The 26,991-nt window shown below is 40.5% G+C and carries 24 protein-coding genes and 1 pseudogene; 12 read left to right on the top strand and 13 right to left on the bottom strand.

Features of this window, described 5'->3' with window-relative positions; genetic code table 11:
- Positions 1–170: 170 nt before the first annotated feature.
- From uvrC to NA23_RS03395, 5 genes are all read left to right on the top strand, one after another.
- Entirely contained in the window at positions 171–1,862 is a 1,692-nt protein-coding gene (gene uvrC / locus NA23_RS03415) for an excinuclease ABC subunit UvrC (RefSeq protein WP_033191104.1), read from the top strand.
- Between the two features lie 136 nt (positions 1,863–1,998).
- Positions 1,999–3,036 (top strand): ABC transporter permease, encoded by a 1,038-nt coding sequence (locus NA23_RS03410; protein ID WP_033191105.1) that lies wholly within the window; start codon positions 1,999–2,001, stop codon positions 3,034–3,036.
- A 41-nt stretch (positions 3,037–3,077) separates the two neighbouring features.
- On the top strand, positions 3,078–3,992 hold the full coding sequence (locus NA23_RS03405; RefSeq protein WP_033192413.1) for an ABC transporter permease: 915 nt from the start codon (positions 3,078–3,080) through the stop codon (positions 3,990–3,992).
- Between the two features lie 27 nt (positions 3,993–4,019).
- On the top strand, positions 4,020–5,036 hold the full coding sequence (locus NA23_RS03400) for an ABC transporter ATP-binding protein (protein WP_033191106.1): 1,017 nt from the start codon (positions 4,020–4,022) through the stop codon (positions 5,034–5,036).
- On the top strand, positions 5,033–6,217 hold the full coding sequence (locus tag NA23_RS03395) for an ABC transporter ATP-binding protein (protein WP_052107056.1): 1,185 nt from the start codon (positions 5,033–5,035) through the stop codon (positions 6,215–6,217). The genes NA23_RS03400 and NA23_RS03395 overlap by 4 nt, the downstream gene beginning before the upstream one ends.
- Positions 6,218–6,283: 66 nt before the next feature.
- Here the strand turns inward: NA23_RS03395 and NA23_RS03390 are convergent, their stop codons facing one another.
- The 4 genes and pseudogenes from NA23_RS03390 to NA23_RS03375 form a co-directional block, all read right to left on the bottom strand.
- A complete protein-coding gene (locus NA23_RS03390) occupies positions 6,284–6,652 on the bottom strand; it encodes a hypothetical protein (protein WP_249477128.1) in 369 nt (122 codons plus the stop codon).
- An 87-nt stretch (positions 6,653–6,739) separates the two neighbouring features.
- Complete coding sequence (gene tnpB / locus NA23_RS03385) at positions 6,740–8,014, bottom strand: IS200/IS605 family element RNA-guided endonuclease TnpB (RefSeq protein WP_203225733.1); 1,275 nt, start codon at positions 8,012–8,014, stop codon at positions 6,740–6,742.
- A gap of 1 nt (position 8,015) precedes the next feature.
- Positions 8,016–8,417: pseudogene (tnpA, locus tag NA23_RS03380) on the bottom strand (IS200/IS605 family transposase); the annotation flags it as partial.
- Positions 8,418–8,431: 14 nt separating this feature from the next.
- Positions 8,432–9,304: an ABC transporter ATP-binding protein gene (locus NA23_RS03375; RefSeq protein WP_033191108.1), complete on the bottom strand. Its 873-nt coding sequence runs from the start codon at positions 9,302–9,304 to the stop codon at positions 8,432–8,434.
- Between the two features lie 246 nt (positions 9,305–9,550).
- Here NA23_RS03375 and NA23_RS03370 point away from each other — a divergent pair, with 246 nt between their 5' ends.
- On the top strand, positions 9,551–10,729 hold the full coding sequence (locus NA23_RS03370; RefSeq protein WP_052107059.1) for a hypothetical protein: 1,179 nt from the start codon (positions 9,551–9,553) through the stop codon (positions 10,727–10,729).
- A gap of 543 nt (positions 10,730–11,272) precedes the next feature.
- On the opposite strand, the gene NA23_RS03365 is transcribed toward NA23_RS03370, so the two are convergent.
- The 8 genes from NA23_RS03365 to rnr all read right to left on the bottom strand — a co-directional run bounded on the left by NA23_RS03365 (position 11,273) and on the right by rnr (position 20,163).
- Entirely contained in the window at positions 11,273–12,532 is a 1,260-nt protein-coding gene (locus tag NA23_RS03365) for an ABC transporter substrate-binding protein (RefSeq protein WP_033191109.1), read from the bottom strand.
- A gap of 114 nt (positions 12,533–12,646) precedes the next feature.
- Positions 12,647–12,907 carry a hypothetical protein gene (locus NA23_RS03360; RefSeq protein ID WP_033191110.1) on the bottom strand — a complete coding sequence of 87 codons (261 nt, stop codon included), beginning with the start codon at positions 12,905–12,907 and terminating at the stop codon, positions 12,647–12,649.
- A gap of 32 nt (positions 12,908–12,939) precedes the next feature.
- Entirely contained in the window at positions 12,940–13,323 is a 384-nt protein-coding gene (locus NA23_RS03355; RefSeq protein ID WP_249477126.1) for a ComF family protein, read from the bottom strand.
- A gap of 289 nt (positions 13,324–13,612) precedes the next feature.
- Positions 13,613–14,125: a metallophosphoesterase gene (locus tag NA23_RS03350; RefSeq protein ID WP_236938657.1), complete on the bottom strand. Its 513-nt coding sequence runs from the start codon at positions 14,123–14,125 to the stop codon at positions 13,613–13,615.
- Positions 14,070–15,134: a lysylphosphatidylglycerol synthase transmembrane domain-containing protein gene (locus tag NA23_RS03345; RefSeq protein WP_033191111.1), complete on the bottom strand. Its 1,065-nt coding sequence runs from the start codon at positions 15,132–15,134 to the stop codon at positions 14,070–14,072. Before NA23_RS03345 ends, NA23_RS03350 begins: the two co-directional genes overlap by 56 nt.
- A gap of 40 nt (positions 15,135–15,174) precedes the next feature.
- A complete protein-coding gene (locus NA23_RS03340) occupies positions 15,175–15,891 on the bottom strand; it encodes an IspD/TarI family cytidylyltransferase (RefSeq protein WP_033191112.1) in 717 nt (238 codons plus the stop codon).
- Positions 15,888–17,906 carry an NAD-dependent DNA ligase LigA gene (gene ligA, locus NA23_RS03335; protein ID WP_033191113.1) on the bottom strand — a complete coding sequence of 673 codons (2,019 nt, stop codon included), beginning with the start codon at positions 17,904–17,906 and terminating at the stop codon, positions 15,888–15,890. The genes NA23_RS03340 and ligA overlap by 4 nt, the downstream gene beginning before the upstream one ends.
- Complete coding sequence (gene rnr, locus NA23_RS03330) at positions 17,854–20,163, bottom strand: ribonuclease R (RefSeq protein WP_033191114.1); 2,310 nt, start codon at positions 20,161–20,163, stop codon at positions 17,854–17,856. The genes ligA and rnr overlap by 53 nt, the downstream gene beginning before the upstream one ends.
- A 216-nt stretch (positions 20,164–20,379) precedes the next feature.
- Here rnr and NA23_RS03325 point away from each other — a divergent pair, with 216 nt between their 5' ends.
- The 6 genes from NA23_RS03325 to NA23_RS03300 are packed head-to-tail and all read left to right on the top strand — an operon-like array spanning position 20,380 to position 25,673.
- Positions 20,380–21,516, top strand: a complete 1,137-nt coding sequence (locus NA23_RS03325; protein WP_033191115.1) for a CD0519/CD1768 family membrane protein — start codon at positions 20,380–20,382, stop codon at positions 21,514–21,516.
- A gap of 35 nt (positions 21,517–21,551) precedes the next feature.
- Positions 21,552–22,169, top strand: coding sequence for an MBL fold metallo-hydrolase (locus NA23_RS03320; RefSeq protein WP_033191116.1), 618 nt, complete (start codon positions 21,552–21,554; stop codon positions 22,167–22,169).
- Between the two features lie 19 nt (positions 22,170–22,188).
- A complete protein-coding gene (locus tag NA23_RS03315) occupies positions 22,189–23,127 on the top strand; it encodes a ribonuclease (RefSeq protein WP_033191117.1) in 939 nt (312 codons plus the stop codon).
- A gap of 50 nt (positions 23,128–23,177) precedes the next feature.
- Positions 23,178–23,819, top strand: a complete 642-nt coding sequence (locus NA23_RS03310) for a Maf family protein (RefSeq protein ID WP_033191118.1) — start codon at positions 23,178–23,180, stop codon at positions 23,817–23,819.
- Positions 23,782–24,441, top strand: a complete 660-nt coding sequence (radC, locus tag NA23_RS03305) for a RadC family protein (RefSeq protein ID WP_033191119.1) — start codon at positions 23,782–23,784, stop codon at positions 24,439–24,441. The genes NA23_RS03310 and radC overlap by 38 nt, the downstream gene beginning before the upstream one ends.
- A 35-nt stretch (positions 24,442–24,476) precedes the next feature.
- The gene (locus tag NA23_RS03300) at positions 24,477–25,673 is read left to right on the top strand and encodes a hypothetical protein (RefSeq protein WP_033191120.1); all 1,197 of its coding nucleotides are present in this window, start codon (positions 24,477–24,479) and stop codon (positions 25,671–25,673) included.
- Between the two features lie 19 nt (positions 25,674–25,692).
- On the opposite strand, the gene NA23_RS03295 is transcribed toward NA23_RS03300, so the two are convergent.
- Positions 25,693–26,892 (bottom strand): IS110 family RNA-guided transposase, encoded by a 1,200-nt coding sequence (locus tag NA23_RS03295; RefSeq protein ID WP_236938522.1) that lies wholly within the window; start codon positions 26,890–26,892, stop codon positions 25,693–25,695.
- Positions 26,893–26,991 lie beyond the last annotated feature (99 nt).

Raw genomic sequence — 26,991 nt, 5'->3', positions numbered from 1 at the left:
AATTCACCCAATCAATGTTAAGTTTACTCTCAAATAGATTTTTCTTCAAGGAAAAACTCATTAACTTTAGTTAACTTTTGCGTTGAATATGCAACTTGAGTGAAGGGTAGTATAATAGAACATGCAGCAGGTAAATGTGATCGAGCAAAGAAGAGGTGAGAAGGTGTGCTATGCTCAGTGTAGATGTTTTAAATGATATTCCGCACAAACCTGGGGTTTATTTGTTCAAAAGAGAAAAGGAATATATTTACATAGGTAAGGCGAAAGATTTAAAAAAGCGTTTGACATCTCACTTCAAGGCGACTGCGGGAAAAAGTAAGTTAATAGTTGAGGAAGCGGATGACCTTGAAGTAATACTTGTTTCAAACGAGAAGGAAGCACTCATTCTCGAAGCAAATTTGATTTTTGAATACAAGCCTAAGTACAACGCTATGCTAAAAGATACGCAAGTGTACCCGTATATACGCATAAGTGATGAAGAGGTTCCGTACTTGGAGATTGTTCGTTCTCGCAAAGGTGCTGGCAGTTTCTACGGTCCTTATACTAATGTTACTTTTACACGCCAACTTTTCGAAGTACTTAGGAAAGTTTACAAATTCAGAACATGTAAGAGAGATTTAAAGTTGATAAAGAAACCTTGCATGGATTATCACCTCGGACTATGCTCCGGAGTGTGTGTGGGTGAAGAAAGTACTGAAGAATACAAAAAAAGATTAGAGAAATTAAGGACAGTTTTGAGCGGGAAATTTTCGGATGTTGTTGAATACGTAAAATCTAAAATGGAGCAACACGCAAAACTTCTTGATTTCGAAAATGCCGCAAAATACAGAGACGTACTGTTGAACTTCAATAAGGTCATGGAAACACAGGGAGTTGTACTACCAGAGCAAGTTAATATCGATGTCATAGCCGGTAAGGACAACACTTATTTGGTCTTGAGGATACGCTCAGGATATCTAATTGGTAAACTACTTTACGAATTTGAAGGCACTCTGGAAGACTTTGTAGAACAGTTCTATGTGTCGAAAGGTTCAGAAACACCTGAGATTGTCTTGGTTGAGCACAAGACTAAAGAACTGGAAAAGTTGTCGAAAATACTTGGGATAAAGATTTTAGTTCCAACGCAAAAGGATGAGCTCTATTACCAACTGCTCGATAAAGCCGTGGAAAATCTCAACTACGAGATCGGACTCATTCTGTCCAGCAAAGCAGTGCTCAGGCAGATGAAAGAGCTCTTGGGACTGAGTAAGGTTCCGTACAGAATAGAAGGTGTTGACATATCTCACACATCCGGTAAGAACACAGTTGCTTCGCTTATTGTTTTTGAAAACGGGGAAGTCAAAAAGGATGAATACCGTAGGTACAAATTGGGTGATATATTAGACGATTACGAGAGCATAAGGCAGCTTATTAAAAGAAGATACACGAAACATGAGTTACCAGACCTAATATTCGTTGATGGTGGTATTGGGCAGGTCAACGCAGCGTACGAGGCACTTGAAATTATAGGTAAAAAGTGCGACGTGGTCGGTCTTGCCAAAGAAGAAGAAATCATCGTAACAAACCACGGGAATATAAGGTTGGATTACGAGCATCCCGTTTTAAGACTCTTGGTTAAGCTCAGAGACGAAACGCACAGGGTTGCGAATACGTTTGCAAGACAGCTGGCAACAAAGAGGTCACTGAGGAGTTTCTTGGATGAGGTAAAATGGATAGGACCTAAGAAGAAGAGATTATTGCTCGAGCGTTACTCTTCGATTGCTGAATTGAAAAAAGCGTCAAGGGAAGAAATTGAGCAATTAATTGGAAAAAAGGCAGCTGAAAGTTTATTAAACGAACTATCTTACCTGAAAGACATTTAAAATACTGTTAAGTAAGTTGATAAACGGCTCATTGGTGTTATAATTTAACCAAGGGAAAACTCGGCAATGTTTCATGTAGTTAAGAATTAGTCTAAATAAGCAATTTCGTCAAAATATCCTCGGGAGGTGGATGTAGTTGACTACGTTTATCATCAGAAGACTGCTTTTGCTACCACTCATCGTTCTTGGTGTATCACTGATCATCTTCTCACTCTTCCAAATACTTGGTCCAGATAAGCTTCTTGCTTCGTACGTCAACCCAAACGTGTTTGACAAGATGACACCGTCCGAATTGGAGGCTCTGAAAGAGAAGTACGGGCTGAACAAACCTTTTGTGGAGAGGTATGCCAAATGGTTGTTTAATGCCCTCAAAGGTGACCTAGGCTGGTCTCAGGTAGGAAAAGAACCTGTGTTGAAAGCTATCTGGAGCAGATTCCCATACACCTTGGAATTGGCACTCTATGCGCTCTTCCCAGTGGTAGGAGTTGGTATTTGGCTCGGTGTAGCGGCCGCGGTTAATCGTGATAAGTTCTTGGACCACTTCATCAGAATTATTGCGATCATTGGATGGTCTTTCCCAGATTTTGTCTTTGGTTTGCTTGTTCTGATGGTCTTTTATTCCGTTCTCGGTTGGTTCCCTCCAGGAAATCTTTCTCAGTGGGCGGAAGAAATTGTCAAATCTTCTGGCTATTTAAAAGTTACACATCTTCTTACGATTGATGCATTAATTAATGGTAGGCTCGATATATTCTGGGATGCACTTAGGCACATTATCGGACCTGTTATAACGCTTTCGTTCCTCTGGTGGGCGTACTTGTTGAGAATTACAAGGTCCAGCATGCTTGAAGTTCTTTCGAAAGAATATGTCAGAACAGCAAGGGCAAAAGGTGTTCCTGAAAAAGACGTTATTCACAAACATGCCAAAAGGAACGCTATGATTCCGGTTGTAACGGTAGCAGGTGCTATGGTCATTGGGTTGTTGTCCGGTACGGTTATAATCGAGGTTATATTCAATAGAACAGGTATAGGAAGGCTTGCAGCAGAAGCTGCTGTTCAGCTCGATTATGCAACGGTACTTGGAACAACTTTGTTCTATTCGATAATTCTTGTTCTCGGTAACCTCATTATCGATATACTTTACGCAGTCTTTGACCCAAGAGTCAGACTTGGTTAAGGAGGTGCCAAAAGATGAGTGAGACGGCAACAAAAACAAAGATGAACACAGAATTTAGACGTGTTTTAAGGAAAATACTTCGAAATCCTTCTGCAGTTCTTGGATTTTCTCTTCTGATATTTTTTATCGTAGTTGCCATATTAGCACCAGTCATTGCAAAACCATTAAATCCTATGATGATTGATGAAAATGGGAAGCCTATGAAACTAGATAATCCATACATAATGCCTATTATTACATGGAGTTCTGAGCCCGTACCACCATCACGCGAGCATCCGTTTGGTATGATCCAAGGAAGAGACATCTTTTATGGTGTTGTATGGGGCACAAGGACAGCGTTTTACATAGGTTTGACAGTTACGATACTCTCAACGCTCTTTGGTATCATTATCGGCTCGATCGCAGGTTATTACGGTGGCTGGATTGACGAGATATTGATGAGAATTACCGATGTATTTATGTCCATCCCGTTTCTTTTGGCGGCGATGGTTTTGACTACTATTCTTGGTAACGGTCTTGATAAGGTTATGATCGCTATGACTGTCTTCGGCTGGATGGGTGCAGCAAGGCTTATCAGGGCGAATATTTTGCAAGTAAAAGAGGAACAGTTCGTACTTGCAGCAAAGGCATTGGGAATTAAGGACCTGTTCATAATTTTGAGACACGTGTTACCAAATACGATATTCCCAGTTCTCATTCAGGCATCGATGCGTATGGGTTCGCTCGTTATTACTGCAGCAGGTCTTTCATTCTTGGGACTTGGTGCACCACTTGGATACGCTGACTGGGGTTCGATGCTTAATTTCACAAGGAACTGGATTCTTGGAACAAGTGGTTCTGCTTTCACTTATTGGTATGCTGTCTTTTATCCAGGTATGGCAATGGTCTTGTTTGTTCTTGCTTGGAACCTTGTCGGTGATGCTCTAAGAGACGTATTCGACCCAAGATTGAAATAATTGGTGGAATGGCTGGAGGTGAATGAATTGAGCAAGCAACCACTTTTGAGCGTAAGAAATCTGCGAACGTATTTCTATACAGAAGACGGTGTTGTAAAAGCAGTTGACGGTGTTGACTTCGATGTTTACGAAGGAGAAACCCTTGGGATCGTTGGTGAATCCGGAAGTGGTAAGAGTGTTACCTCCCTTGCCATCATGAGATTACTTGACCCCAAAGGTAGGATTGAAGAGGGTAGCCAGATAATCTTCAATGGGAAGAACCTACTTGAACTGAGCGATGATGAAATGAGGAAGATTAGAGGAAATGAAATCGCTATGATATTCCAAGAACCGATGGTGGCTCTCAATCCAGTCTTCACAATTGGCGAGCAGATAATGGAGGCTATCCTCCTGCATCAGGATGTGGATAAGAAGACTGCGAGACAGATGGCCATCGATATGCTGAGAAAAGTTGGAATCCCAGAACCGGAAAAGCGCGTCGATGAATATCCACATGAGTTGTCTGGTGGAATGAGGCAAAGAGCAATGATAGCTATGGCTCTTTCTTGTAGACCTAAACTTTTGATTGCCGACGAACCAACAACTGCACTTGACGTTACAATTCAGGCGCAAATACTCGAGCTTATGAAAGAGCTTCAAAAGGAATACGGAATGGCTATAATTCTTATTACACACGACGTAGGCGTTATTGCCGAGAATGCTGACAGAGTCGTTGTTATGTACGGCGGAAAGGTTATGGAAACTACGGATGTAAAGACACTATTTAAGAAGCCAAAACATCCTTACACCTGGGGACTTTTGAATGCCATACCAAGGCTCGACATTGAACAAGAAAGGCTGTACAGTATCCCGGGTATGGTTCCAGACCCATTACACTTCCCACCAGGATGCAGATTCAGTAATAGGTGCGACTTCAAAGAAGAGAGATGTACAATCGAAATGCCTGATCTCTACGAGGTTGAGCCAGGACACCATTCAAGGTGCTTCTTCTATCACAAATTGGAGGAAGCTCAAAAGATAATCAAGGCTGGTGAGGGTGCATGACGGAAAACAAGCAGACAGCTATTCAAAATGGCAGCGTTGTTAAACCGGAACGAGAAGTTTTGTTGAGAATAGATAACCTTGTCAAGTATTTCCCCATCCGTGCAGGTGTTTTTAGACGAATAGTGGCGTGGGTGAAGGCAGTTGACGGTGTAAGCTTCGATGTCTACAAAGGTGAAACCGTAGGACTTGTTGGAGAGTCCGGCTGTGGTAAAACTACGGTTGGTATGACGCTGCTGCGACTTTATGAACCCACATCCGGACGAATAATTGTGGAAGGAGAAGATACCACTCACTATTTCCTTCCTACATGGAAGGCTAAGAATTACGTAAGAAAAACATACATAGAGAGGTTTAAAGAGAAAGGGTTTGTTCCAAAGGACGATATCGATAAGAAGTATTTCGATATATTCACTAAGAAGGGTGAAAACGGCCTTCTTGAATATCTAACAGGTGACCTCGAAGATAAAAGGCTGGCTTTTAGGCGAGAGATCCAGATAGTTTTCCAGGATCCTTACAGTTCTCTAAACCCAAGGATGAGGATTAAAAATATACTTGCCGAAGGACCACTCGCTCACAAAATGATAACTAAAAAGCAAGCAATTGATACTGTTGGAAAGGCTCTCCAAGAGGTTGGAATTCACCCAACCCACATGTACAGATTTCCACACGAGTTCTCAGGTGGTCAAAGGCAAAGAATTGGTATCGCGAGGGCACTTTTGATGAACCCAAAACTTATAATTGCAGACGAAGCCGTTGCAGCGCTTGACGTTTCAATCAGGTCGCAGGTTATAAACTTGATGATGGATCTGCAAAAAGAACACGATTTGACGTATCTTTTCATTTCGCACGACCTGTCGCTTATCAAATACATTTCAAGTAGGGTTGTTGTTATGTACCTTGGTAAGGTTGTTGAAACTGCACCGAAGAAAGATTTATTTGACGAGCCATTGCATCCTTACACAAAGGCCCTTATGAGCGCTATTCCTGTTCCAAATCCGGAGTTCAGGAAGCAGAGGATAATACTTCAGGGAGATGTACCAAGTCCAGTCAATCCACCAAGTGGATGTCCATTCCACCCAAGATGTCCGGTTGCAAAGCCGACTTGTTCGAAAGAAAAGCCAGAGTTGAGAGAAGTAAAGCCAGAGCATTTTGTCGCTTGTCACTTCCCAGGTAGCCTGTAAGTTATCTTCCTCAATAACCTTAGAGCAAAAATCCCGCCAAAACGGCGGGCTTTTTCCATCTAATACCTAAGCGTATATGTCCTTTCTTTCATAATATACTACTGAAAAGAGAATTCCAGCAATGTATAAGATAAAAACCAAAATCAGGGCAAGGTTATTGAATGATTCCGTCTTTATTATATCGGCCGGGTCAAATACCCCAAATGGTGTTAGATTTTTCAAATACGCATATTTTTCGTAAATCCTGGCTATAAGTCCAATTATATAGAAAAAGCCAAGCAAGAAAATTGTAATTGCATCAGCTGAGACCCTTTTTCGCGTAACCGTTGAGGCAATTATTCCGATGAATGCCATAAAGAAATGAACACCGAAGGAAAGTGCAATGTACCAGAATTGCGTAGTACTAAAAGGCTTGACCTTGTAAGTGTTGCACATGTAGAAAAGAGATATCGCAATAGCCAAGTCGTAGATCAGTAAATTTGTGGTAACCAGTAAGGTCTTGTGAACTGCTCATGACTGAAGTCACGAGCTTCCTGCTTCACAGACAAGACTTGCTACCAGTGACGTACCACCGATAGTAGAGGTCTTGCCTCCACAGGCATCGCCTTCCGGCTCGGACCGTCCCAGCCCTACGGGTTTATTAATCTCGCTAAGCAACTTCAGACCTTCTGCAAGTATATTCCTCGCCGCATTGAAATCTCTGTCGTGTACACTACCACACCTTGGACACTCCCAAATTCTCACACTCAGGTCTTTCACTTCTTCGTTCTTGTATCCACAATCACTGCATGTTTGTGATGATGGAAAGTTGGGCGATACCTGTATGAATATCCTGCTTCGTCTCTCAGCTTTGTATTTGAGCATTCGCAAAAATTTCGACCATGATGCATCATGTATGCTCTTTGCAAGCCGCCTGTTCTTTACCAGGTTTTTAACACGCAAATCCTCGCAGATAATTACTTGGTTTTCGTTAATCACCTGCAAGGATAATTTCTCCAGAAAATCATTTCTGATATTTGATATTTTCTGATACAGCTTAGCAAGTTTGATTCTGGCTTTTTCAAAGTTCTTGCTTTTTACTTTCTTTCTTGATAAATCTTTTTGCAGTTTCTTTAGTTTTTTCTCATATCTAGCAAGCACCTTCGGTGCTTCGACACGATTACCGTTGCTATCCACGTGGAAACTTTTAAGTCCAAGGTCGAGTGCAACTGCATAGTTGATTGGCTCTGGTGTTTGGTTTTTGTTATTAACTTTATCAACCTCAACAGCGATTGAAACGTAGTAGTGTCCACTGGGAAGTAACGTAACTGTTGCAGTCTTTATCTTACCGTTGAACGTTCTGTGTATTCGTGCTTTAATCCAACCAAGTTTCGGTAGTCTTATTTTTCCCCAACAGCGGTTCTTGGTCTTATCTTTTGCCATAACTCCGAAATCAATCTGGATGTTGTTGTTTGTAGAATACGTTGTATATGAAAACCTGTGTGATTTTTTCTTCTTAAAGTGAGGTTTACCGGATAGACCCTTGAAGAATCTGTTATATGCATTATCCAATCTTATCAATGCATCTTCCAGAGCAAACTTATCGACTTCCCTAAGCCAAGGATACTGCTCTTTGAGCACACTATTTAGGTGTTTTCTACACTCAGCCTCAGTGGTTGCGAGTTTTTGTTCTTTATATCTTTCCTCTCTCCAAGCAAGAAAATAGTTCCACACAAATCTTGTGCAGCCGAATGTTTTGGAAAGTTGTAGTTTTTGTTGCTTGTTTGGATATATCCTATATCTGTACGTGACTATCAACTTAACTTCTCTCCTTTTGTGAGAGAATATACTGTCTGACTTTTTCTTCTACGTTGTTGCCAACACTTACCACAAAGTAACTTGGATTCCAAAAATGACCGCCCCAGAGACGAGTTTTCAGTTCAGGAAAAGCTTGGAACAACCTCCTTGCACTTACACCTTTCAGAGCTTTCACAAGGTTTGGTATATAGACCTGAGGCGATGCGTCAACTAATATGTGCACATGGTCTAAGCTTGCCTGTAAGGCTAGTACAGTTACACCCTGCTCCTTTGCAATTTCGTAGAGGATATCGATTAGCTTGCGTTCTATGTCTCCAGTAAGGATTTTGTGCCTGTACTTAACGCACCAGACGATATGGTATTGAATGGAATAAACGTAGCCTCTTGCTCTATGAAGATGAGCCGCTGTCTAACATACTAACTCCTACTCATGTCTGAGGACACGAGAGTGTCTTTAGCTTCAATGGTAATGTTTTCAAATTCGAGTTCGTTGATGAGCTTTTTGAAATTTACGCTATTCCACTTGAAATAAAGGGTTACTGTGCTATTTTCAATTATCAAATCCGTTACTTCGGGATATCGCTCGATAATCTTCTCTAGACCTGCGGAATTTTCATTAACTGTCAACACTATCTTCTTGAGGTCTCTTCTGAAATCTTTCGGTTCGACCATGTGCCCTTCTTTAATAAATATCACCCTATCACAGAGATGTTGAACTTCGCTCAGTATATGAGATGAAAAGAGAATGCCAACACCACTTTCTTTTAATTCGATAAGTGTTTTATAAAGCATCTTTTGGATGAATGGGTCAAGACCGTTAGTTGGCTCATCCATAATGATAAGTCTTGGCTTATGTGCAATTGCTTGAACGATTGCGACCTTTTTCTTATTTCCCGTTGATAATTCTTCAAACTTCTTTTTTAAGGGCAGATCAAACCTTTTGCAAAGCTCTTCACAGTAATTATCATCAAAGTTTTCGTAGAAAGACTTGTAAAACTTCAGTATGTCTTCTACCCTTACGTCATCATAATAGCTAACCTCTCCAGGAACATATCCAACCATCTTTACGAGATTTTGGAAATTACTTTTATCCAATTTCTGGTTGAACATCGTAATGGAACCCTTATTTGGTCTTAAAAGCCCCATAATGCACCTGATTGTTGTGCTCTTTCCCGCACCGTTCGGCCCGACAAATCCCAGTATTTCTTTTTCTGAGAGTGTAAAGCTGATATTCTCTACTCCTACCTTTTTTCCATAGTACTTGGTCAAGTTTGAGACACTTAACAGCATTCTATCACCTCTTTTAAGCTTATTCAAATATCCATTCAGGATTACTTAAGGATTAATTCAATTATACCATGTTCTGAAGTTATTATTGGAATGCAAAACACTACAACTTGCCTAAAGTACCGCATTTTTTGCAGGTTAGTTTCAGGACTTATTTGAACGAAAATCGAAAGTAGCAAATCTAAATAATTGTTTAGGATAATTGACCAAGTTGTAACTTCCTATAAAACTCGAAGGGAGGGATTGTGCATGAGAACAAGTTTATCTAAGTTGCTTGTCGGAGCTTTTTTGTTAGTTTTCCTAACTCTAATTTTTTCAGCGGGTGGGATTTCCTTAACAGAAAAGGTGAAACTCGTAATCCTACCTGCTAAAGTTGGCAGTGGTTGGAACATGGATGAGGTAGACTACCTTCTTGCGATATTGGAAGAGCAGGCGCTTGAACTTGGAAGATTTCAACTATTTCCAAGAGCGGATCTTAGTCAGATTATGAAAGAAAGGAACATGAGCGAGTTTGGTGTATCAGAAGCACTGCAAATTGGAAAGCTTGGAGGTTCAAAGTATGCATTGCTCCTGACTTTGACTGAACTATCGTCATTTTGGAGCAGCCAGTCGAAGTCATACATTGCTGTTTCGCGCTACACTATTAAGCTTTACAACATCGAAGATGGTAGCTTACTGGCATCCAAGACATTGGAGTCTGAGGGTTCGTCGAAAGATTCTGCTCAAAAAGCTATCAGCGAAGCACTCAGAACCACTGCAAATGACATATGGTATGAACTACGACAGATTTTCAAACTGGAAGCTTATGTGAAGTCTATAAATGGCAACACGGTAGTATTATCAGGCGTCGATCCAAAAATTGTAAAGAAGGGATACATTTTTCAAATTGAAACTTCCTCAGGAGAAATTGGATACGTAAAGGTTGTCGGATACAACAAGAGCGAAGGAACAGTTATAACTACCTTTATGTATGGAGCGATGCCTTCTGAATATGATGTAGCAACCGAATTTCCGGTAATGCCATTTAAGGGCGGTATCGGATTAGGAATGTTTTCTAACTACTTTGGACTTGGTATTTCAGCATGGGGAAGTACAGAAGAGATACCATTGCCGCTTTACATTGGTGTTGGAACATTCTTAGGTTCCATCGCTGGTTATACGCCTGTGTATCTCAATATGGGAGCAGGTTTAAATATTCTCGAAATGGGGAGAATAACTGTTGGCATGAACGGTGGACTTTCTTTGATAGGTTTAGTTGACCTGGATACATTTGAATCCCTAAGCTATATATTTGGTGCTTTTGGCGGAGCATTAGTCACATATGAATTCAATCCAAGGATGGGAGTGTACGGTAGTGTTGGATACTCACTTTATTTAGGCACGAACGGTCCCACTGGTATTGTATTCCAGCTCGGTATGTATTTCTGACTTTTTCCATTTTGAAAGCTTCAAAGCAAATGCGAACAACGGAAAGTATGAAAAAGTACTTGTAGAGGAATAAAAGGCATTAGATAGCATTGTATGTATTTATACCAGTAGATTTCCAAAATAGTCTAATCTCTGTGGCTTACTAATCAGGGTGAAAAGATGTGGGTAGACCTGAACTAGACGCATCGGATTTAGGTTTTAGATTATTCATATTGTTCTTATTTGCAAGAATGCAGTAATACAGAAGGTACTTGTAGATTAAATGAGAAACAGAGACTGAGACGGACAACCCCGAGGGGAACAGAAAAGGTATAGACGCAAATGCTATTGGTCACTACACGTTTTACTTTAATTTAAAGAAATTGGCAAGCTTGACACGGAAAAACTGGGAATGAGATCCTAGAAAGGGAAAAATCTGAAAGTCTTATTAGAATTTTTCTCAAAAGTACCTTCGAAAATAAAATCCCACTTTTCATTTTTCGAAAAGTGGGATTTGCTAAAAATCTTTAAGTCCCCCGAAAGGGGGACTTAGTTCTTTAAAAATTATTTGTATTCTTCTGCAAGATATTTCTTAATTTCGGCGTCTGCTTTCTTTATTGCAGTTTCCATGTCAACCTTTCCGTTTATGAAGTCGTTAAACATTGTGCTAACAACGTTTCTAATTTCCGTCCAAACAGATAGTTGCGGGTCCATCTTTGCGTTATCAATCTGTTGCAGTGGGATTTCGATAAGTGGGTCGGCTTTTGCTGCTTGCTTCCAAATTGTTGTTTGAAGTGCTGACCTTCTAACCGGTAGATAACCTGTGTTAACCGCCCAGTAGGCCGTAACTTCTGGAGAAATGAGGTATTTCATGAATTCCCAAGCGGCGCGTTTTTCTTCTTCTTTGGCTGTTGAGAACATGATTACGTCTGTTCCTGCAAATGGGACGTTTCTTGTTTTCCAAACGGGAACTGGTGCCCATGACCACTGGAATTTACCTTTTGCTGATTGTTCAACGTACGTTCTTCCTGCAATCGTATCTATGTACATAAGGACTGTACCCTGACCGAATATATCGTTGAGGTATCCACCTTGTGCAAATGCGATTTTATCATCGAGTAGCTTTTTGAAGAAAGAAAGAACTTCTCTTGTTTCAGGTGAGTCAATAGCAGAGACGTATTTTCCACTGCTGTCTTTTTTGACAATATCCCCACCGCGCATCATTAGGAATATCTGGAATGTATCGACCGTTGTTCTGAATGCAAAACCGTAGACATCAGGTTTTCCGTCCTTGTTCTTATCTTTAGTAAGAGCTCTTGCAGAGTAGAGCAGTTCGTTGATTGTTTTCGGAACGCTTATACCAGCTGCTGAAAGTGCGGTTGCATTGTAGTACATGATGTAAAGGCTCTTGTTGAACGGAACGGCATAAACTGTGTTACCCCATGTACAGTTGTCTCTGAATGCTTTGAAAACATCTTCCCACTCAGCTTTTGTAATACCTATCTTTGGATCGTTCATGTACTTGTTCAGTGGTTCGACGATCTTGCTCTGGAGCAATTTCGCTGTCCAGTTTGCGTACGCTTGTGAAATCGTTGGAAGTTGCCCTGCCTGAGCACCTGCAAGTAATTTCTGTTGCAGAGCGTTATAGTTGCCTATGTAAACTGCTTCAACAACGATATCTGGGTGCGATTCGTTGAATGCCTTCACGATCTGGTTAAGTGTGTCTCCTTGTGCTCCACCCATAGCGTGCCAGAACACTACTTTCGTTGCACCAAAGAACGTTACTGAGAGAACCAACAATAGAACCAAAAGGAACTTCTTCATACCCTGCACCTCCTGCTATAAAAAGTGATGTTTTGGATGGGAATAATATTCTCGAAATTCGTACACCGTAGCAAATTATTATACCACCAAACCACTCAGATTTCATTAACATTTTTAAATATCCAGTTTGAAGGATCGGACGGGTCCACCCTGTTTTCTTGCAATTTCATTCAGTTCCCTCAAAATTTCTTGTTTTTCCAAGCCTAACCTCTCTAATTCTTCGCCTATCGTTCCCCATTTGACATCTCCGCATACTATTACTTTAATACCTCTTTCAAGTAAAGGCTGTATTAAGTACGGAAAATGTTCTGCGATCTCTTCAAAACTTGTGTTCTCTGTTATGTATACCTCTTGCATGTTATGAGCATTATCCATACGATTCCCTCCCAACACCTTATGACTTTTTATTAACCCCTGTTTAGAGCTATCACACAAAGATAGATTTCCTTTGGTTTTGCACCTTTCAAGATTTTCGCAGCTTCCAGCATAGTATTCCCCGTTGTTAAAACATCGTCTATTAAAAGCACTTTTTTGCCGTTCAGATACGTCGAATTATCCGTTAAAGCGAACTTCCCCTTAACAGCTTCTGCTCTATCATTTGTTAGCAATTGGTCGGTTTCACGGACGGCTCTTAATGCGTCTATCGAAGGTAGACCTGATATGACTTCGAGCTCTTTTGCTATCAGTCTCATATGGTCGTATCCACGTTTCTTCTTTGCACTCCTTGTAGCTGGCACGTAAGTGATTAGGTCTATTGAAAGCTTGTTTGATTGAATGGTACTGTAAAGCATTTTTGCAAAAGCTTTGGCAAGCGAGTGATGATTTTTGAATTTGTAGGATATTATGAACTCCCTGAGCCTTTCCTCGTAGAATCCAAAATAGTGTACTGAAGCTGTACCAATTCTCTTGGTCGTTACAGCAGGAGGTCCGTCTATAACTAATGCACATTCAGTGCAAAGCCTTTTTCCATGGCTTGGTGAACCACAAACTATACACTCAGTATCCGTGACCAGATTTAGGAGGTTTTCGAGGAAACTTTCAAACGCATTACTGACTACTGATAAACTTTTTCTAAAAACCCTAAATCTCGATGACTTCATACTCACGTGTTTCAGGCCTAAGAATAACAGCCGTAGCCCTTCCAGTGAGGTAGCCACAGGATTCGCCTGGGTTAATCACCAATGTTCTTCCTTCAGTTCTAATATCCAATTGGTGTGTATGACCGTAAAACACGAAGTCGTACAACTGGGACTTTATTGCAGGAAGCAGCGCGTACGGTTCATGCATAAGAAAAATTCTGAAACCTTCTTCTTCTTTTTCGTACGGTTGGTTGTGAAGCGTGTTTTGAAATTTTTGCATCAGGAATAATTTCTCACCATCGTTGTTACCAAATATCCCGAAGAACTTGATTTCTTCTGCAAGAAAGTACGGAGCCATAAAAGGTGAAACGATATCTCCTAAATGGTATATGTGGGTAACTCCTCTTTGTCTCGCTATTTCCATAAATTTTTTCGCATTGGATATGTTATCATGCGAATCACTTATTATCATCCACAGAAGATTGGATTGATTCATTTTCATTCTTGACTCCATCAACGTGCGACACCTCCTCCCTGAATCTTGCAAATCTCCACATAAAGAAAACTCCAAGTAGTATAATTAGATAATAAGTTACAAGCCTGAATACAAATATCCCAGTCATTGCAGATTTCGGATCGTAGAGATGGGAGAAAATCAGTTGGTAAAAACCCTCAACACCGCCACTTGAACCTGGTGTTGGGATATAAAACACTATAGTGTTAAGCATGTTAAACGCACCCCAGATAACTGTAAGTGGCACTTTTACACTGCTCACCGCTTCGATAGAGTATTTCAGCATAAACGCCGGGATAGGCGATATCACCAACCCGAGTACGAAATCTATTATTAGGGTCCAGTAGTTTTTGCGAAACAGTTCTTTTGTGGACTTTGTCATTTTGTCAAGCCATTCTAATGCCTTTTTCTCTTTTTCCTCAAGTTTCTTTGATTTCGTCATCCGTGAGAAGAATTTAAAAGCAGAGAAAAGAAAATTCTTGTTAGTAAAAGCTAAAATACCTGCAACTGTTATTCCCAGCGTAACTAAAAAGCCAACCATTATCACGGACAAACCTACTGTGTTTTTAAGTTCTCTGAGTATTGTTTTCAACATTATCATGTTTACTGTAAATGTAATAAACACACCTTCGAACATTCGCGTCAAAGAAATGTTAGTAGCTTCGTGGGAGGGAATTCCCAATTTGGTAAAATGGTAGATCTGCAGAGGTTGACCACCTATTGACATTGGGGTTACGAAGGAAAAGAACACGGTAAGAAAAAAGTTCTCAAGGGATTGAAAGAATGTTATTTTGTAGCCCAAACTACGCAAGACTATTACCGTTCTTATGGACTGTGAAGCATAATCCAAACTAAGTAAAAGTATGAGAACCAGAACGGCTTTAAAAGGATAGGTCTTGAGCGCTATTATCGGATTCTGTTTTGCAAAGAAGATGCCTATGATATTCACTATGGCTATTCCTATTACCAGTGCTATTAGTACGTTTTTCAGAATCTTCTTTACATCCAAGCAAATCTCCTCCTATATCGGCTAAGATTATTGCGTCTCCTTAGATAAGACTATCATCTTCCAAGTGTCTTTTAAGAAAAATCATATCCTCCATTGTTGTAACTTTTAGGTTTAACCTGCTTCCAGTGACGTAGTAAACATCATGCCCTGCGTTTAATACTATCGACGCTTCGTCGGTAAAAAGATGCAAAGAATCTAATTGGGACTCCATAGCTGATTTGATAAGGTGATACTTGAAACTTTGCGGTGTTTGATGGATAAACACCTTACTGCGTGGAATTATTTCATCGACCTTACTCCCGTCTTCCGAATAGCTTACTGTCTCCGTCGTGTTTATCGCAGTCACCACAGCTCCATATCCCCTTGCAGCCTCTATATTTTGCTGAACAATCTTCTTACTTACAAGAGGTCTTGCCCCATCGTGAATAACAACGATATCCTCTTGACCTGCTAAATCTTTTAAAAAGTTTAGTCCGTTCCAAACGGAGTGTTCTCTAGTGCCCCCGCCAGTAACAAAATCAACCAGATTAATGTAATCACTAAGCAATGTCTTTGATTCACTCAAATAGTTTTCGGGACAGACAATAATTATTCTATCAAAAAGCTTGAAATTAACAAACTTTTCAACAACGAATTCCAACAGAGTTTTATTGCGAATTTCGTCGATAACGTAGAACTGTTTAGGTTTATCCCAGCCAAATCGTGAACCAATGCCACCAAACATCAAAAGAGCAAAAACTTTTTCTTTTTGGCTCATTCCTGTTGTCCACCCTTTTGCGCTCTTCTTTCTTCTACCATTTGTAGAAATTCGTCTTCAGTTATGGTTTTGACCCCATATTTCTGCGCTTTTTGTAGCTTACTTCCGGGGTTTTCACCAACGATTAGATAATCCGTTTTCTTGGAAATATTATCGGTGAAGTGACCACCTAAAGATTCGATGAATCTCTTTATTTCTTCCCTTGAGAAAGATTTAAGCGTTCCTGTTACGCAAAAAGTTAAACCAGTTAGCACATCTTCCTTGACTTCGATATCGCTCTTTGTGTTCACACCAGCCTTTTTAAGTTTTTCTATAATTTCCTTCGTCTTTGGAAGTTTGAAATAGTCGTATATACTCTTTGCTGTGTCCTCACCTATGCCCTCTATTAACAATAAATCAGCTATTGTAGAATTCGTGATTTCATCCAGCGAGCGGAATTTCCTTGCCAATATCTTGGCTGTGCGCTCACCAACACCAGGAATTCCAAGTCCAACAATCAATCTGTCAAAACTCACGGATTTTGCTTTCTCAATTTGCGATAGTATGTTTGAAATCATCTTAGGTCCAAGACCACTAATTTGTGCGAGGTCAAAAACTGTCAAGTAGAATATATCAGCTATGTCTTTAACTAAACCTGCATCAACGATCTTTGAAATAATTTTCGGTCCGAGACCTTGTATATCGAGTGCCTGCCTCGAAACGAAAACCTCCAAATGTCTTTTCAACTTCGCCGGACAGTGTGGATTTAAACATTTGTACGCAACGTATTCCTTTGATTCCTTTCCTACGGGACCACCACATACAGGACAGTTGTCGGGAACGGTTATAGGTTGTTCCTGCCCAGTTCTTAAGTCTTTAACCACATGGACGACCTGAGGAATTATACCCCCGGCTTTTTCTATCAAAACATAATCACCTATTTTTATGTCTTTTTCCTTTATATAGTCAAAATTATGCAAAGAAGCTCTTTTAATGATAGTACCCTCGAGTTCAACGGGCTCGAATTCGGCAACAGGAGTTATCACACCTGTGCGGCCCACTTGATAGGACACAGCTATAATTTTTGTCCGTGCTTGTTGAGCGGGGAATTTAAATGCGATAGCCCAACGCGGTGATTTTGCAGTCCAGCCAAGTTCATTTTGTTTTTCAAAATCATTTACCTTTACAACTACACCATCGATCCAGTATTCAAGATTGCTTCTTTCCTTGGACCACTTGCGCCAGTACTCAATGACCTCTTCTATCGACTCACACAGTTTGTTGTGTGGGTTTACTTTGAAGTGTAATTTTTTGAGAAATTCCAAGGCCTCCCACTGACTCTTCAACCCATACTGCTGTGGTTTAACTACGTAGTACATGAACGAGTCCAAATTTCTCTTTGCAACTTCTGCCGGATCTAATAGATGGAGCGTACCTGCAGTTGCATTCCTTGGATTTGCGAAGGGCGCAAGGCCTTCTTCTTCCCTTTGCTGGTTGTACTCTTCAAAGTAACTCACGGGCATGAATATTTCGCCACGAACTTCTATCGTAATCGGCTCCGGCAGTCTAAGAGGGATAGATTTCACGGTCTTCACGTTAGCTGTAACATCGTCACCTTTTAATCCGTCACCTCTTGTAATTGCTTTTAACAACAATCCGTTCTCGTACCTGAGAGCAATGGAAACTCCATCTATTTTCAGTTCGGCAACGTACTCAACATCTCCAACCGTTTTTCTGACGCGCTCATGGAAGTTCAGTATTTCAGCCTCGTTATAGGTGTTATCCAAGCTCAGCATTGGTTCGCTGTGCTCAACTGTTTCAAAACCTTCAATAGGCTGACCACCAACCCTCTGGGTTGGTGAATCTGGCGTTCTGAGTTCCGGATATTTTTCCTCAAGCTCGATAAGCCTTTGCATTAATTTATCATATTCTTCATCGGTTATAACTGGGCTTGCCAAAACGTAGTAACGATAGTTATGATACTCAATCTCTCTTCTTAGCTTTTCTACCTCTTCCCTTATTTTTTCTGGAACCATCGCCATCCCCTCTTTTATCCTTCTTATCCTTTTTCTTACTTGGTTTCTCCTTGATTTTCACGCCTTCTATAAGCTTATCTATTTCTGATTCACTTTCTGCCTGGATTGATTTACCCGATTTTTGTTTCTCAAGCTTTTTAAGGTCTTCAGCTGAAGCTATTTCAAAATCGATCTCCATTCTCACCTTATCTGCTCTTACAACTTTCGCTTTCAGCACGTCACCGATCCTATAAACCGTTCCAGTTCGTTTACCGACGAGAATGCTTTTGACCTCATCGTAGTAATAGTAATCATCAAGAGTTGAAACGTGGATTAAACCGGAGATATATTTATCAGGTATTTCAACAAACATACCGAACTTTGTGACCGATGTTACAACAACATCGTACACTTCACCAATGTGCCTTGAGATGTAATCGATCTTCTTCAATGCCTCGTAATCCCACTCTGCCTCATCGGCAACCCTTTCTCTCTTGCTGCAGTGAACAGCAGCCTTGGCGAGGTACTTTTCGAGCTTTTTAAGCTCCTTTTTAGATATTGCGCCACCAGTTTCCAAGTACAGCTTCAGCAATCTGTGGACAATCAAGTCTGGATACCTTCTAATTGGTGAAGTGAAGTGAGTATAAGCTTCTGATGCAAGGCCAAAATGTCCCACATTGCTCGGTGAATATATCGCGCGTTTCATTGAACGAACCAAGAGCCTTTGGATACTGCTTCTGAGAGGGTGGTCCTTTGTCTTTTCAAGAAGTTCTTGGAGAACTCTTGGGTGTATTTGTTGCGGGAGTTTCATTTTTATCCCCAGCGCACTTAGGTAGTTCTTTAACTGGAGCATCGTATCAAAATCTGGTTCTTCGTGTATTCTGTATATAAAAGGAATGCCCGCGTTGTGGAATATTTCGGCAACGGTTTCATTTGCCTTTATCATGAACTCTTCGATAATTACCTCGGACTCACCGCGTCTTCTCGGTACTATATCAACTGCGTGACCCTTCTCATCAAGGATGATTTTTACCTCATCGCCTTCGATGTCGAGTATAGCACCCCTTCTTCTTCTGTTCTCCCTCAGAATGTCTTTCAATTCTTTCATCAAATATATGTGTTCGGCCAAGTCTTTGAGTTTATCACCTTCTGTTCTGCCCTCAAGGAAGGCATTGACATCATCGTACACGAGCCTTCTGTAACTTCGGATCACCCCGTTTCCAACCTTGTAGTCTACAACGTCACCTTGTTTGTTGATTTCCATAATCAACGACATCACAAGCCTATCTTCACCTTGCACAAGACTACACAAACCGTTCGAAAGTTTGAATGGTAGCATAGGGATAACCCTATCTGCTAAGTAAACACTCGTTGCTCTGTTGTACGCCTCGTTATCCAGTGCAGTCCCCGGCTTTACGTAATGTGATACATCTGCAATGTGTACACCAAGAAGGTAATTACCGTTTGGGAGCTTCTTTACCTGTACCGCATCGTCAAAATCCTTTGCATCAGGTCCGTCTATTGTTACTATCACTTCATTTCTAAAATCCCATCTACCTTCCAGGTCTTCTTCTTGAACGCTATCTGGTAAAGCAGCAGCTTCTTTAAGCACTTCTTCCGGAAATTCGACGGGGAGATTGTGCTTAATAACAACTGTTGGGAAATCAGTAGCCGGGTCTTCGACTTTTCCAAGCACTTCAACCACGCGCGCTTGAGGAGATTTCGTTGGAGATGGATATCTGATGATTTCAGCGACAACCTTCATTCCAGGTTTCGCACCATTTATCTCCTCGACTGGGATAGAGAACTCGAACGGCAGTTTCGGATCATCGGGGATGACGAAAGCAAATTGTCCTCTTGTTTGGAAAACGCCGACGAATTGCTTAATCCCTCTCTCGAGTACTTTGACAACTCTCCCTTCCGGTAATTCGTACCATTTTCCTATAATCTGAACTAAAACCTTATCTTTGTGCATTGCATAATTTGTTTTCTCAACAGGAACAGCGATTTCTGACCCGTCATCGGTCGTTACGAAAGCGAGATTACCGCTTCTTGTGAACTCAATTATTCCAGTGAGCAGATTCCCTTTAGTTAGCGTGTATCTCCCGTCGTCGCCTCTGAAAATGTACCCTTGATTGACTAAATCTTCGAGCATCGCTTTGAGTTTTTGTTTGTCTCTTTGCTCAGTGATTTCAAAATGCCTGCACAATTCTTTGAACGTCATGGGACTATACTCTGGAGATTTGAAAAAGTTTTTCAATTCGGATTTTTTTAACACAAAAGCCCCCTCCTCATTTATCTTTTTTTCACTTCTTCACTATTAATTATACCATACAGAAGTGCCGTTGAATGCTACAAAACATTAATTACTATCCTGCGATTAAAAAGAAGACATTCCTGATTTTTCATTTCAAAAAGTTTTGACTATGTTCCCTGTAGATGATAGACTTCCATTAGGAGCTTAAGAAGTAGAAAGTTAAAGGGAGGTAGTCTTGTGCAGAAGAAGCATATCTTTTCATTGGAAAGCTTTGTTTTCTTGGCTATTGTACTCATATTCCTCTGGGGCTTTATCGCTGTTATGGGTAGTGCGAACTTTTTCAAAACACTCATGGCAACCGCACATGACCTGCTGCTCAACACGGTCTTTTTCATCATGGCCGTTGCCGTTCTGACAGGTGCTTTCGCTGGATTGTTATATGAATTTGGTATAGTTCATTGGATTCACCTGTTGCTCGACAAACTGATGCGCCCTCTGTATGGTCTTCCCGGGATCGCAGCGATGGGAATAATATCGACTTACTTTTCGGATAACCCCGCAATAATTGCTCTTGCGAAAGATAAAGCGTTCATTTCACATTTTGAAAAATGGCAGGAACCGTTGCTGTGCAACCTAGGAACATCATTTGGAATGGGTATGATAGTTTCAACATTTTTCATCGCACAAGGTGGTAAGACTGGCATGAATTTACTCCCAGCGGTTGTAGTAGGAAATATAGCTACAATCATTGGTAGCATTGTGAGTGTTAGGTTATTTTCTTTCTGGACTAAGAGACGTTTGGGAAGTGTTCATAAAGATGTTGACAAGAGTGTTCCGCACCTTAGGGACGTACGCGAAGGTAACGCGTTTGAAAGGTTACTTGAAGCCATGCTTGATGGCGGTAAGACAGGTGTTGACATAGGCCTTGGCATAATCCCAGGTGTGCTTGTCATAAGCACACTGGTCATGATGCTCACATTCGGTCCAAAGAATCCGGCAGTTGGCTATCAAGGTTTACCTTACGAGGGTATTGCACTTTTTGACAAACTTGGTAAGTTACTATACTGGCCGATTAAGGCTCTCTTTGGATTTGATAGTCCACAGCTTATCGCATTCCCCATCACTTGCCTTGGTTCAACAGGTGCAGCACTCGCACTAGTTCCAAAATTCTTAGAACACGGATTACTCAAACCGAGCGACGTAGCTGTCTTCACAGCTGTGGGAATGACTTGGAGCGGATATCTTAGCACACATGTAGGCATGATGGATGCATTAGGATACCGGTACCTCACAAGTAAAGCAATTGTATCGCACACAATTGGTGGAATAGTTGCTGGATTTTCAGCAAATATTTTGTACAGGTTTTTCATCTAAAAGTCGGAACTTTTACTATACAAGGAGGGCTCCTCATGAACCTTACAAAACTCAGCGTTTCATCAATCGAAATCTTAAAGACATCTGGGGAATTCGAGACCAACACTTACAAATTCAAATTAGACGATATAATTCATGTTATTGACCCGGGTTTTGGAATTGGTGAGTTCCTCGGAGAAGAAGAAAGGGTAGATGTTATCATTACGCATGGTCACTACGATCACATAAGTGGACTTCCCGAAATCGAATTTGAAAAGGTGTACGTTTCGCCTGAGGATAGTATCGCACTCACGGATCCAACATCAAACCTTTCAGTGTTTTTTACAGAACCTTTCGCTTTTGAAGTAGAGTGGTATAATATAGACGAATATTTTCAAACTGTGTTGGCACCAGGGCACACACCGGGGTCAAGGATAGTAATCTTCGATGGAGTCATCTTTACAGGTGATGTGGTCTTTTCAAATTCCATCGGTAGAGTGGATCTCTATGTAGATAAATCGGAACAAGCTGCAATGAGAAAGCAAATGACAGCAACAATAAAAAGGTTGAGAGACCTTTTCAAATCTTTCCCCGAAGAGTGGTATATATGCCCAGGACACGGTGAGCTCGTTACAATTAAGAGATTGTTTGAACTAAACCCGTTTTTCAAGTGACGTTTTAGGGAGTGGTATGTTGCCAAAAAACTCAAGAAGTACGGATATATACGACCAGTCTTACTTGGAACGACTAAAGAGCCTAGAGATTAAGCGAAAGGTTATTGTAGATATTTTGAAAAACTATAAAAATATCGATAGGGCTAAAGTAGAAGTGCTAATCAACAATTTTGAACATCCCGATAGTCAAGGATTGAGAAAAATCAATCCTATTATTTTTTCATTTCTGCTTGATAGCCTTTTTAATATTCAAGAGAATATTGAGATAAAAATAGCGGAGTTTGAAAAAAATAGGATATCGCGGTATGTACTTTTCGAAATTCTATTTTGGGCAAAGCCTTCTGCATATCCTTTTCCAAACGAACGAATAGAGAACTACAAGGCATTCATTTCGAAAAAGCGTCTAAAACTAAAAGAGATAAAACTAGAGAACTTTCTTCAACTTTACGCCATCGAAAGTGTTGAAAGCGAAAATTTCTTGAAGGATGTTAAGGAGGCCATTTTCAAAGTTAATCCGGAAAATTTGGAAGAATACCTTTGGGTTAAAGATTTTGTTGAATACCTAAGCCCAATAGAAAAGAGTGAAATAAAGAAGAAGGTCCATCCTTACGTGTGGAAGGTTTTGAGCTCGAAGGAGCAGAATATCCCCGTTATAATAGATGGAAATAACGTTCTTCTTGCACCTGAATTGAGAGGACCTGACAAGATCGATTCACTTCTGGAGCACATTTCAAGATTGGCTCCCACCTATTTCCCGTTCTATCTGGTCTTCGATGCTAACGCAAAATATAAATTTCGAACGAGTTATTTCAATTACAAACGCACCTACTATCACTCACCTGCCGATGAACTGATACTGGGCCTTGCAAAAGAGGTAAAAGGTGTTGTCTGCTCAAAAGATAAATTTAAGGATTACAATACGGATATCAAAAACATATGGTATGACTTGAAGTTCTGATACGAAAAGTTTGAATCATACTAAATCGTATAATTGTAGGAGGTATCGCCTTGATAGTACTCGGTAGTTCCTCGCCAAGGAGAGTTCACCTAATGTCTTTACTCAATTTGCCTTTCGAGGTAGTCAAACCTGATGTTAACGAACATCTCCCTGAGAACAGAGTTTACGATCCTGCCTCGGTAGTTATACACCTTGCGGAACTGAAAGGAAGAAATGTTCTTGAGAAATTAGTAGTAAGAAGCCAAATGAATGAATTAGCTCTTGACCAAGTCGATGCAATTATCGCGGCCGATACGATTGTCTGGTTAGAGGGAGAGGTACTCGGCAAACCTCTAAATGAAAAAGATGCATGGAGGATGCTCAGAAAACTTTCTGGAAATTGGCACAAGGTTTTCACGGGAGTGTATGTTAAAATATCAAATGAAGAGATAAAATTCTTCGAAGAAACAGAAGTCAAATTCAGAAATTTAAGCGACTCAGAAATTTCGTACTATATTTCCACAGGTGAACCGTTAGACAAAGCTGGTGCATATGGTATACAAGGACTCGGTGGTGTTTTTGTAGAAAAAATCGTGGGGGATTATACAAACGTTGTGGGGTTACCTATGCCAAAGCTGTGGCAGGTACTATTTGATAGGGGGGTCATAGAGAAATATGCCACTCGAAAACGGTCCAAGGGAGAAATTACTTAAAGAGGGCCCACAGTCTCTTGGTACTGAAGAACTAATTGCGATACTTTTGCGAACAGGAACGAAAAACAAGGACGTCTTAACAGTTGCGAAAGAAATATATGAACGGCACGGAAAAAGCTTGTACAAATTATCAAGGGCAACGATACAAGACTTAAAAAAAGTAAAGGGTCTTGGAATGGTCAAAATAGTAACACTGCTTGCGGCATTGGAGATAGCGAAGAGATTAGTAAAAGAAGAAATAAGAAATACAGAGAAGTCACTAAGTTCACCTGAGCACGTTTTTCAATACTGCTTGGATATGCAGAATTTGCCACAAGAAGTTGTGAGGGTTATATTCCTTGACTCAAAACTAAAAATCATCGGCTCTTCAGATATCTCGAAAGGCACGTTAACGACGTCTATAGTTCACCCACGAGATGTCTTTAGAGAAGCCATTTTAAGAAATGCACACGGCGTAATCATTGTTCACAATCATCCATCAGGTGACCCAACGCCAAGTGAAGACGATGTAGAAATCACAAAGCGTATCATTGAAGCTGGAAAACTTCTGGGGATAACGGTCCATGACCATGTTGTAATAGGAAATACCTACTACAGTATCATGCAACGCTTACGACAATAATATAGGTATAGCAAGATGCGATAAGAGGTGATAATATGTCTGGTGGTTTTGAAAATGAAGATGAAAAACTCAAAAACTTATTAAAGCTCAAAGAAGAACTTGAAAAAGATTTGAAAAAGAAAGGCTTACTAAAAGAGAAGAAAACTGAGAAACAAAAAGTTGCGAGTACCGACGAGGAAACAATTAAGAAGCTAAAAGAAAGCGTTGTCACAACAGCCCATTTATCAGAAGAGAAGAGTTTAACGCTTTACGACATAAACTGCCAGGATTATGACGCAAGCATTGACGACGTCATCAAAACACTTAGGACCTTCATGAACAAAACAACGAACATGAATTTGAAAATCATCTATGAAGGTTTGTCGCGGCTACTTGAGGGAAATATAGCAAAAGCAAAAGAGTCTTTTCAACAAGCAACTGGTGTCGAAGCAAAATACAACACATTGCTGGCAGCGATGTACAACGGCGAGGATATATCACAAGAAGCCGTGATGTTCTTAAAGACATATCCTGAGCAGATTTACTCACTACTTCTTTTACTCGAAAGGGAGCTACTTAAGGGAACAGGTGAAGGGATCGAAAAACTATTGATACTGCTTTCAAGAAAGTCAACAATATGGAACCTAATTTACGAACTGTACCTGGGGAAAGCAAGCGAAGATAGCTTGGCCGCCGCAGTTCGTGAAAAAGGTTTTGCTTCACTAATTGTGCTTTTGGGAGTGTATATCGATAGCAGCAGGGATTATCCTATCCAAAATCACACTTGTCTGAACGTCCATAAAGCTTACTTGCGTGGCGAGACGATAATCGCTCCTGAATGGTGCGTGTTCGGTCAGTTGGCTTTAGAGGCTAGGAAATTTCTCGCAGGATATCAAGTTGATTTGAACAAAGTAAGAAGATTCGAAAGAACACCAGAAGGTAAACTCTTTTTAGGAATGCTTTATCTAAACATGAAGAACCACACCCTTGCTGAGCAGTATTTAAGTGCTTTTGAAAAGCAAGTTGGGGCGTACAAACTATACGCAAAACCGCTAAAACAGTCCAAAATAGGGATGGAACAATTCATTCGTGTACCTACCGATTTCCAACCAGTTGGTGAGGGAAAGAGCATTCTGCAGTTCATTGAAGAAAACACAGGATACGACATCTATGTGAATTTCAGGAACGTCGAATTTGTGCGACTAATGTTTTCTGAAGAACACTGCAAAATAAGTTACTCGCACGTAAAATAACAATTTTAGAAGGAGTCAACTATGCAAAATTAAATTTTTGTTTTGAGTGTGAGATAGCATAATCAATATTGAACTTCTCTTTCTTTCTCAACATTGCGTACAACGTTCGCAATAACTTGTGTACTACTGACATTATCGCTTTTTTGTACGGTATACCTTGCTGCCTTTTTCGTTCATAGTATGTTCGGAAATATTCGTTGTGAATCACTACACTCACTGCCATTAGCCATAGTATTCGTCTTAGGTGGGCATTGCCCCTTTTCGATATGTGTCCTTCTACTTTGCTTTTGCCTGATTGGGCAATACTTGGATCGAGTCCACAATACGCAATGAGTTTTTTGTATGTACTAAATCTTGAGATATCTCCAACTTCTGCCAAGAAATGCATCGCGCTGTTTTCACCAATACCTGGTATTGACGTGAGTATCTCGATATCAAGGTTTATCGCACTACATTCGCAATATTCTTTCATCATCTTGTCGTATTCTTCAAGCTGTTGCTGTAAAAATTGTAGTTCTTTGATATTTTGCACAAGAATCTTTTCTTTCATCGGCCAATATTGAGCAATCGAGTTATTAGCGAGTTCTTTAAGTTTTTGAGCATTAAGTTTTGTACTTCTGCCACGGTCTTTGGAAAAGAACACATCCAGATTACGAGCCTTTTGAATAGCCTTGGCAGAAGGGAAATGAGAAAGAAGATTGAGGATAGTGTCACTGTAGATATTGGTAACTCTTTCGAGTTCAGGGAAAAGAACGTTGAGCAGTTTTTCGATATTGCCTTTAACTTTTGCGATGCGGTGGATAATGTTTTCGCGTGCTCTGACAATATCACGAAGCTCAGAGTTGACAAAAGCAGAAGAAGGAATTTGATGTTGTAGGTAAAACAAAGCAGTAGCGATAATGCGAGCATCGATTTTGTCGGTTTTGGTCTTTCGAAGAGAAGCAAAGTTTTTAACAGTTAGAGGATTAAAAACAGCGCAAGCAAAGTCGTTGGAAGAAAGGAAAGCCAGAAGGTTGAGATGATAACAGCCAGTAGATTCCATAGCGATGATGATGGATTGTTTTGGGAAGGCAGAGAGTTTGTTTGCGAAGGAGGAAAAGCCTTGCTGGGACATATCGAAAGAAGATTCGAAGATGATGGAACTGGGATTAGAGATAGCGCAGACGTTGAACTTATCCTTGGAAACATCGATGCCGACGAAAACAGGGAAGTTATCCATGAAAAATCCTCCTTTCGAATGATGAGGGCAGGGAGCCTACTGAACCAATCCTCCATGCTGACGAGGGCTGAAAGCCCAACCAACTTATCATGGTTAAAG

This window comes from Fervidobacterium islandicum, assembly GCF_000767275.3.
Classification (GTDB): domain Bacteria; phylum Thermotogota; class Thermotogae; order Thermotogales; family Fervidobacteriaceae; genus Fervidobacterium; species Fervidobacterium islandicum.
The sequence above is the reverse complement of the archived record's forward strand: the minus strand, read 5'-3'. Positions and strand labels throughout refer to the sequence as shown.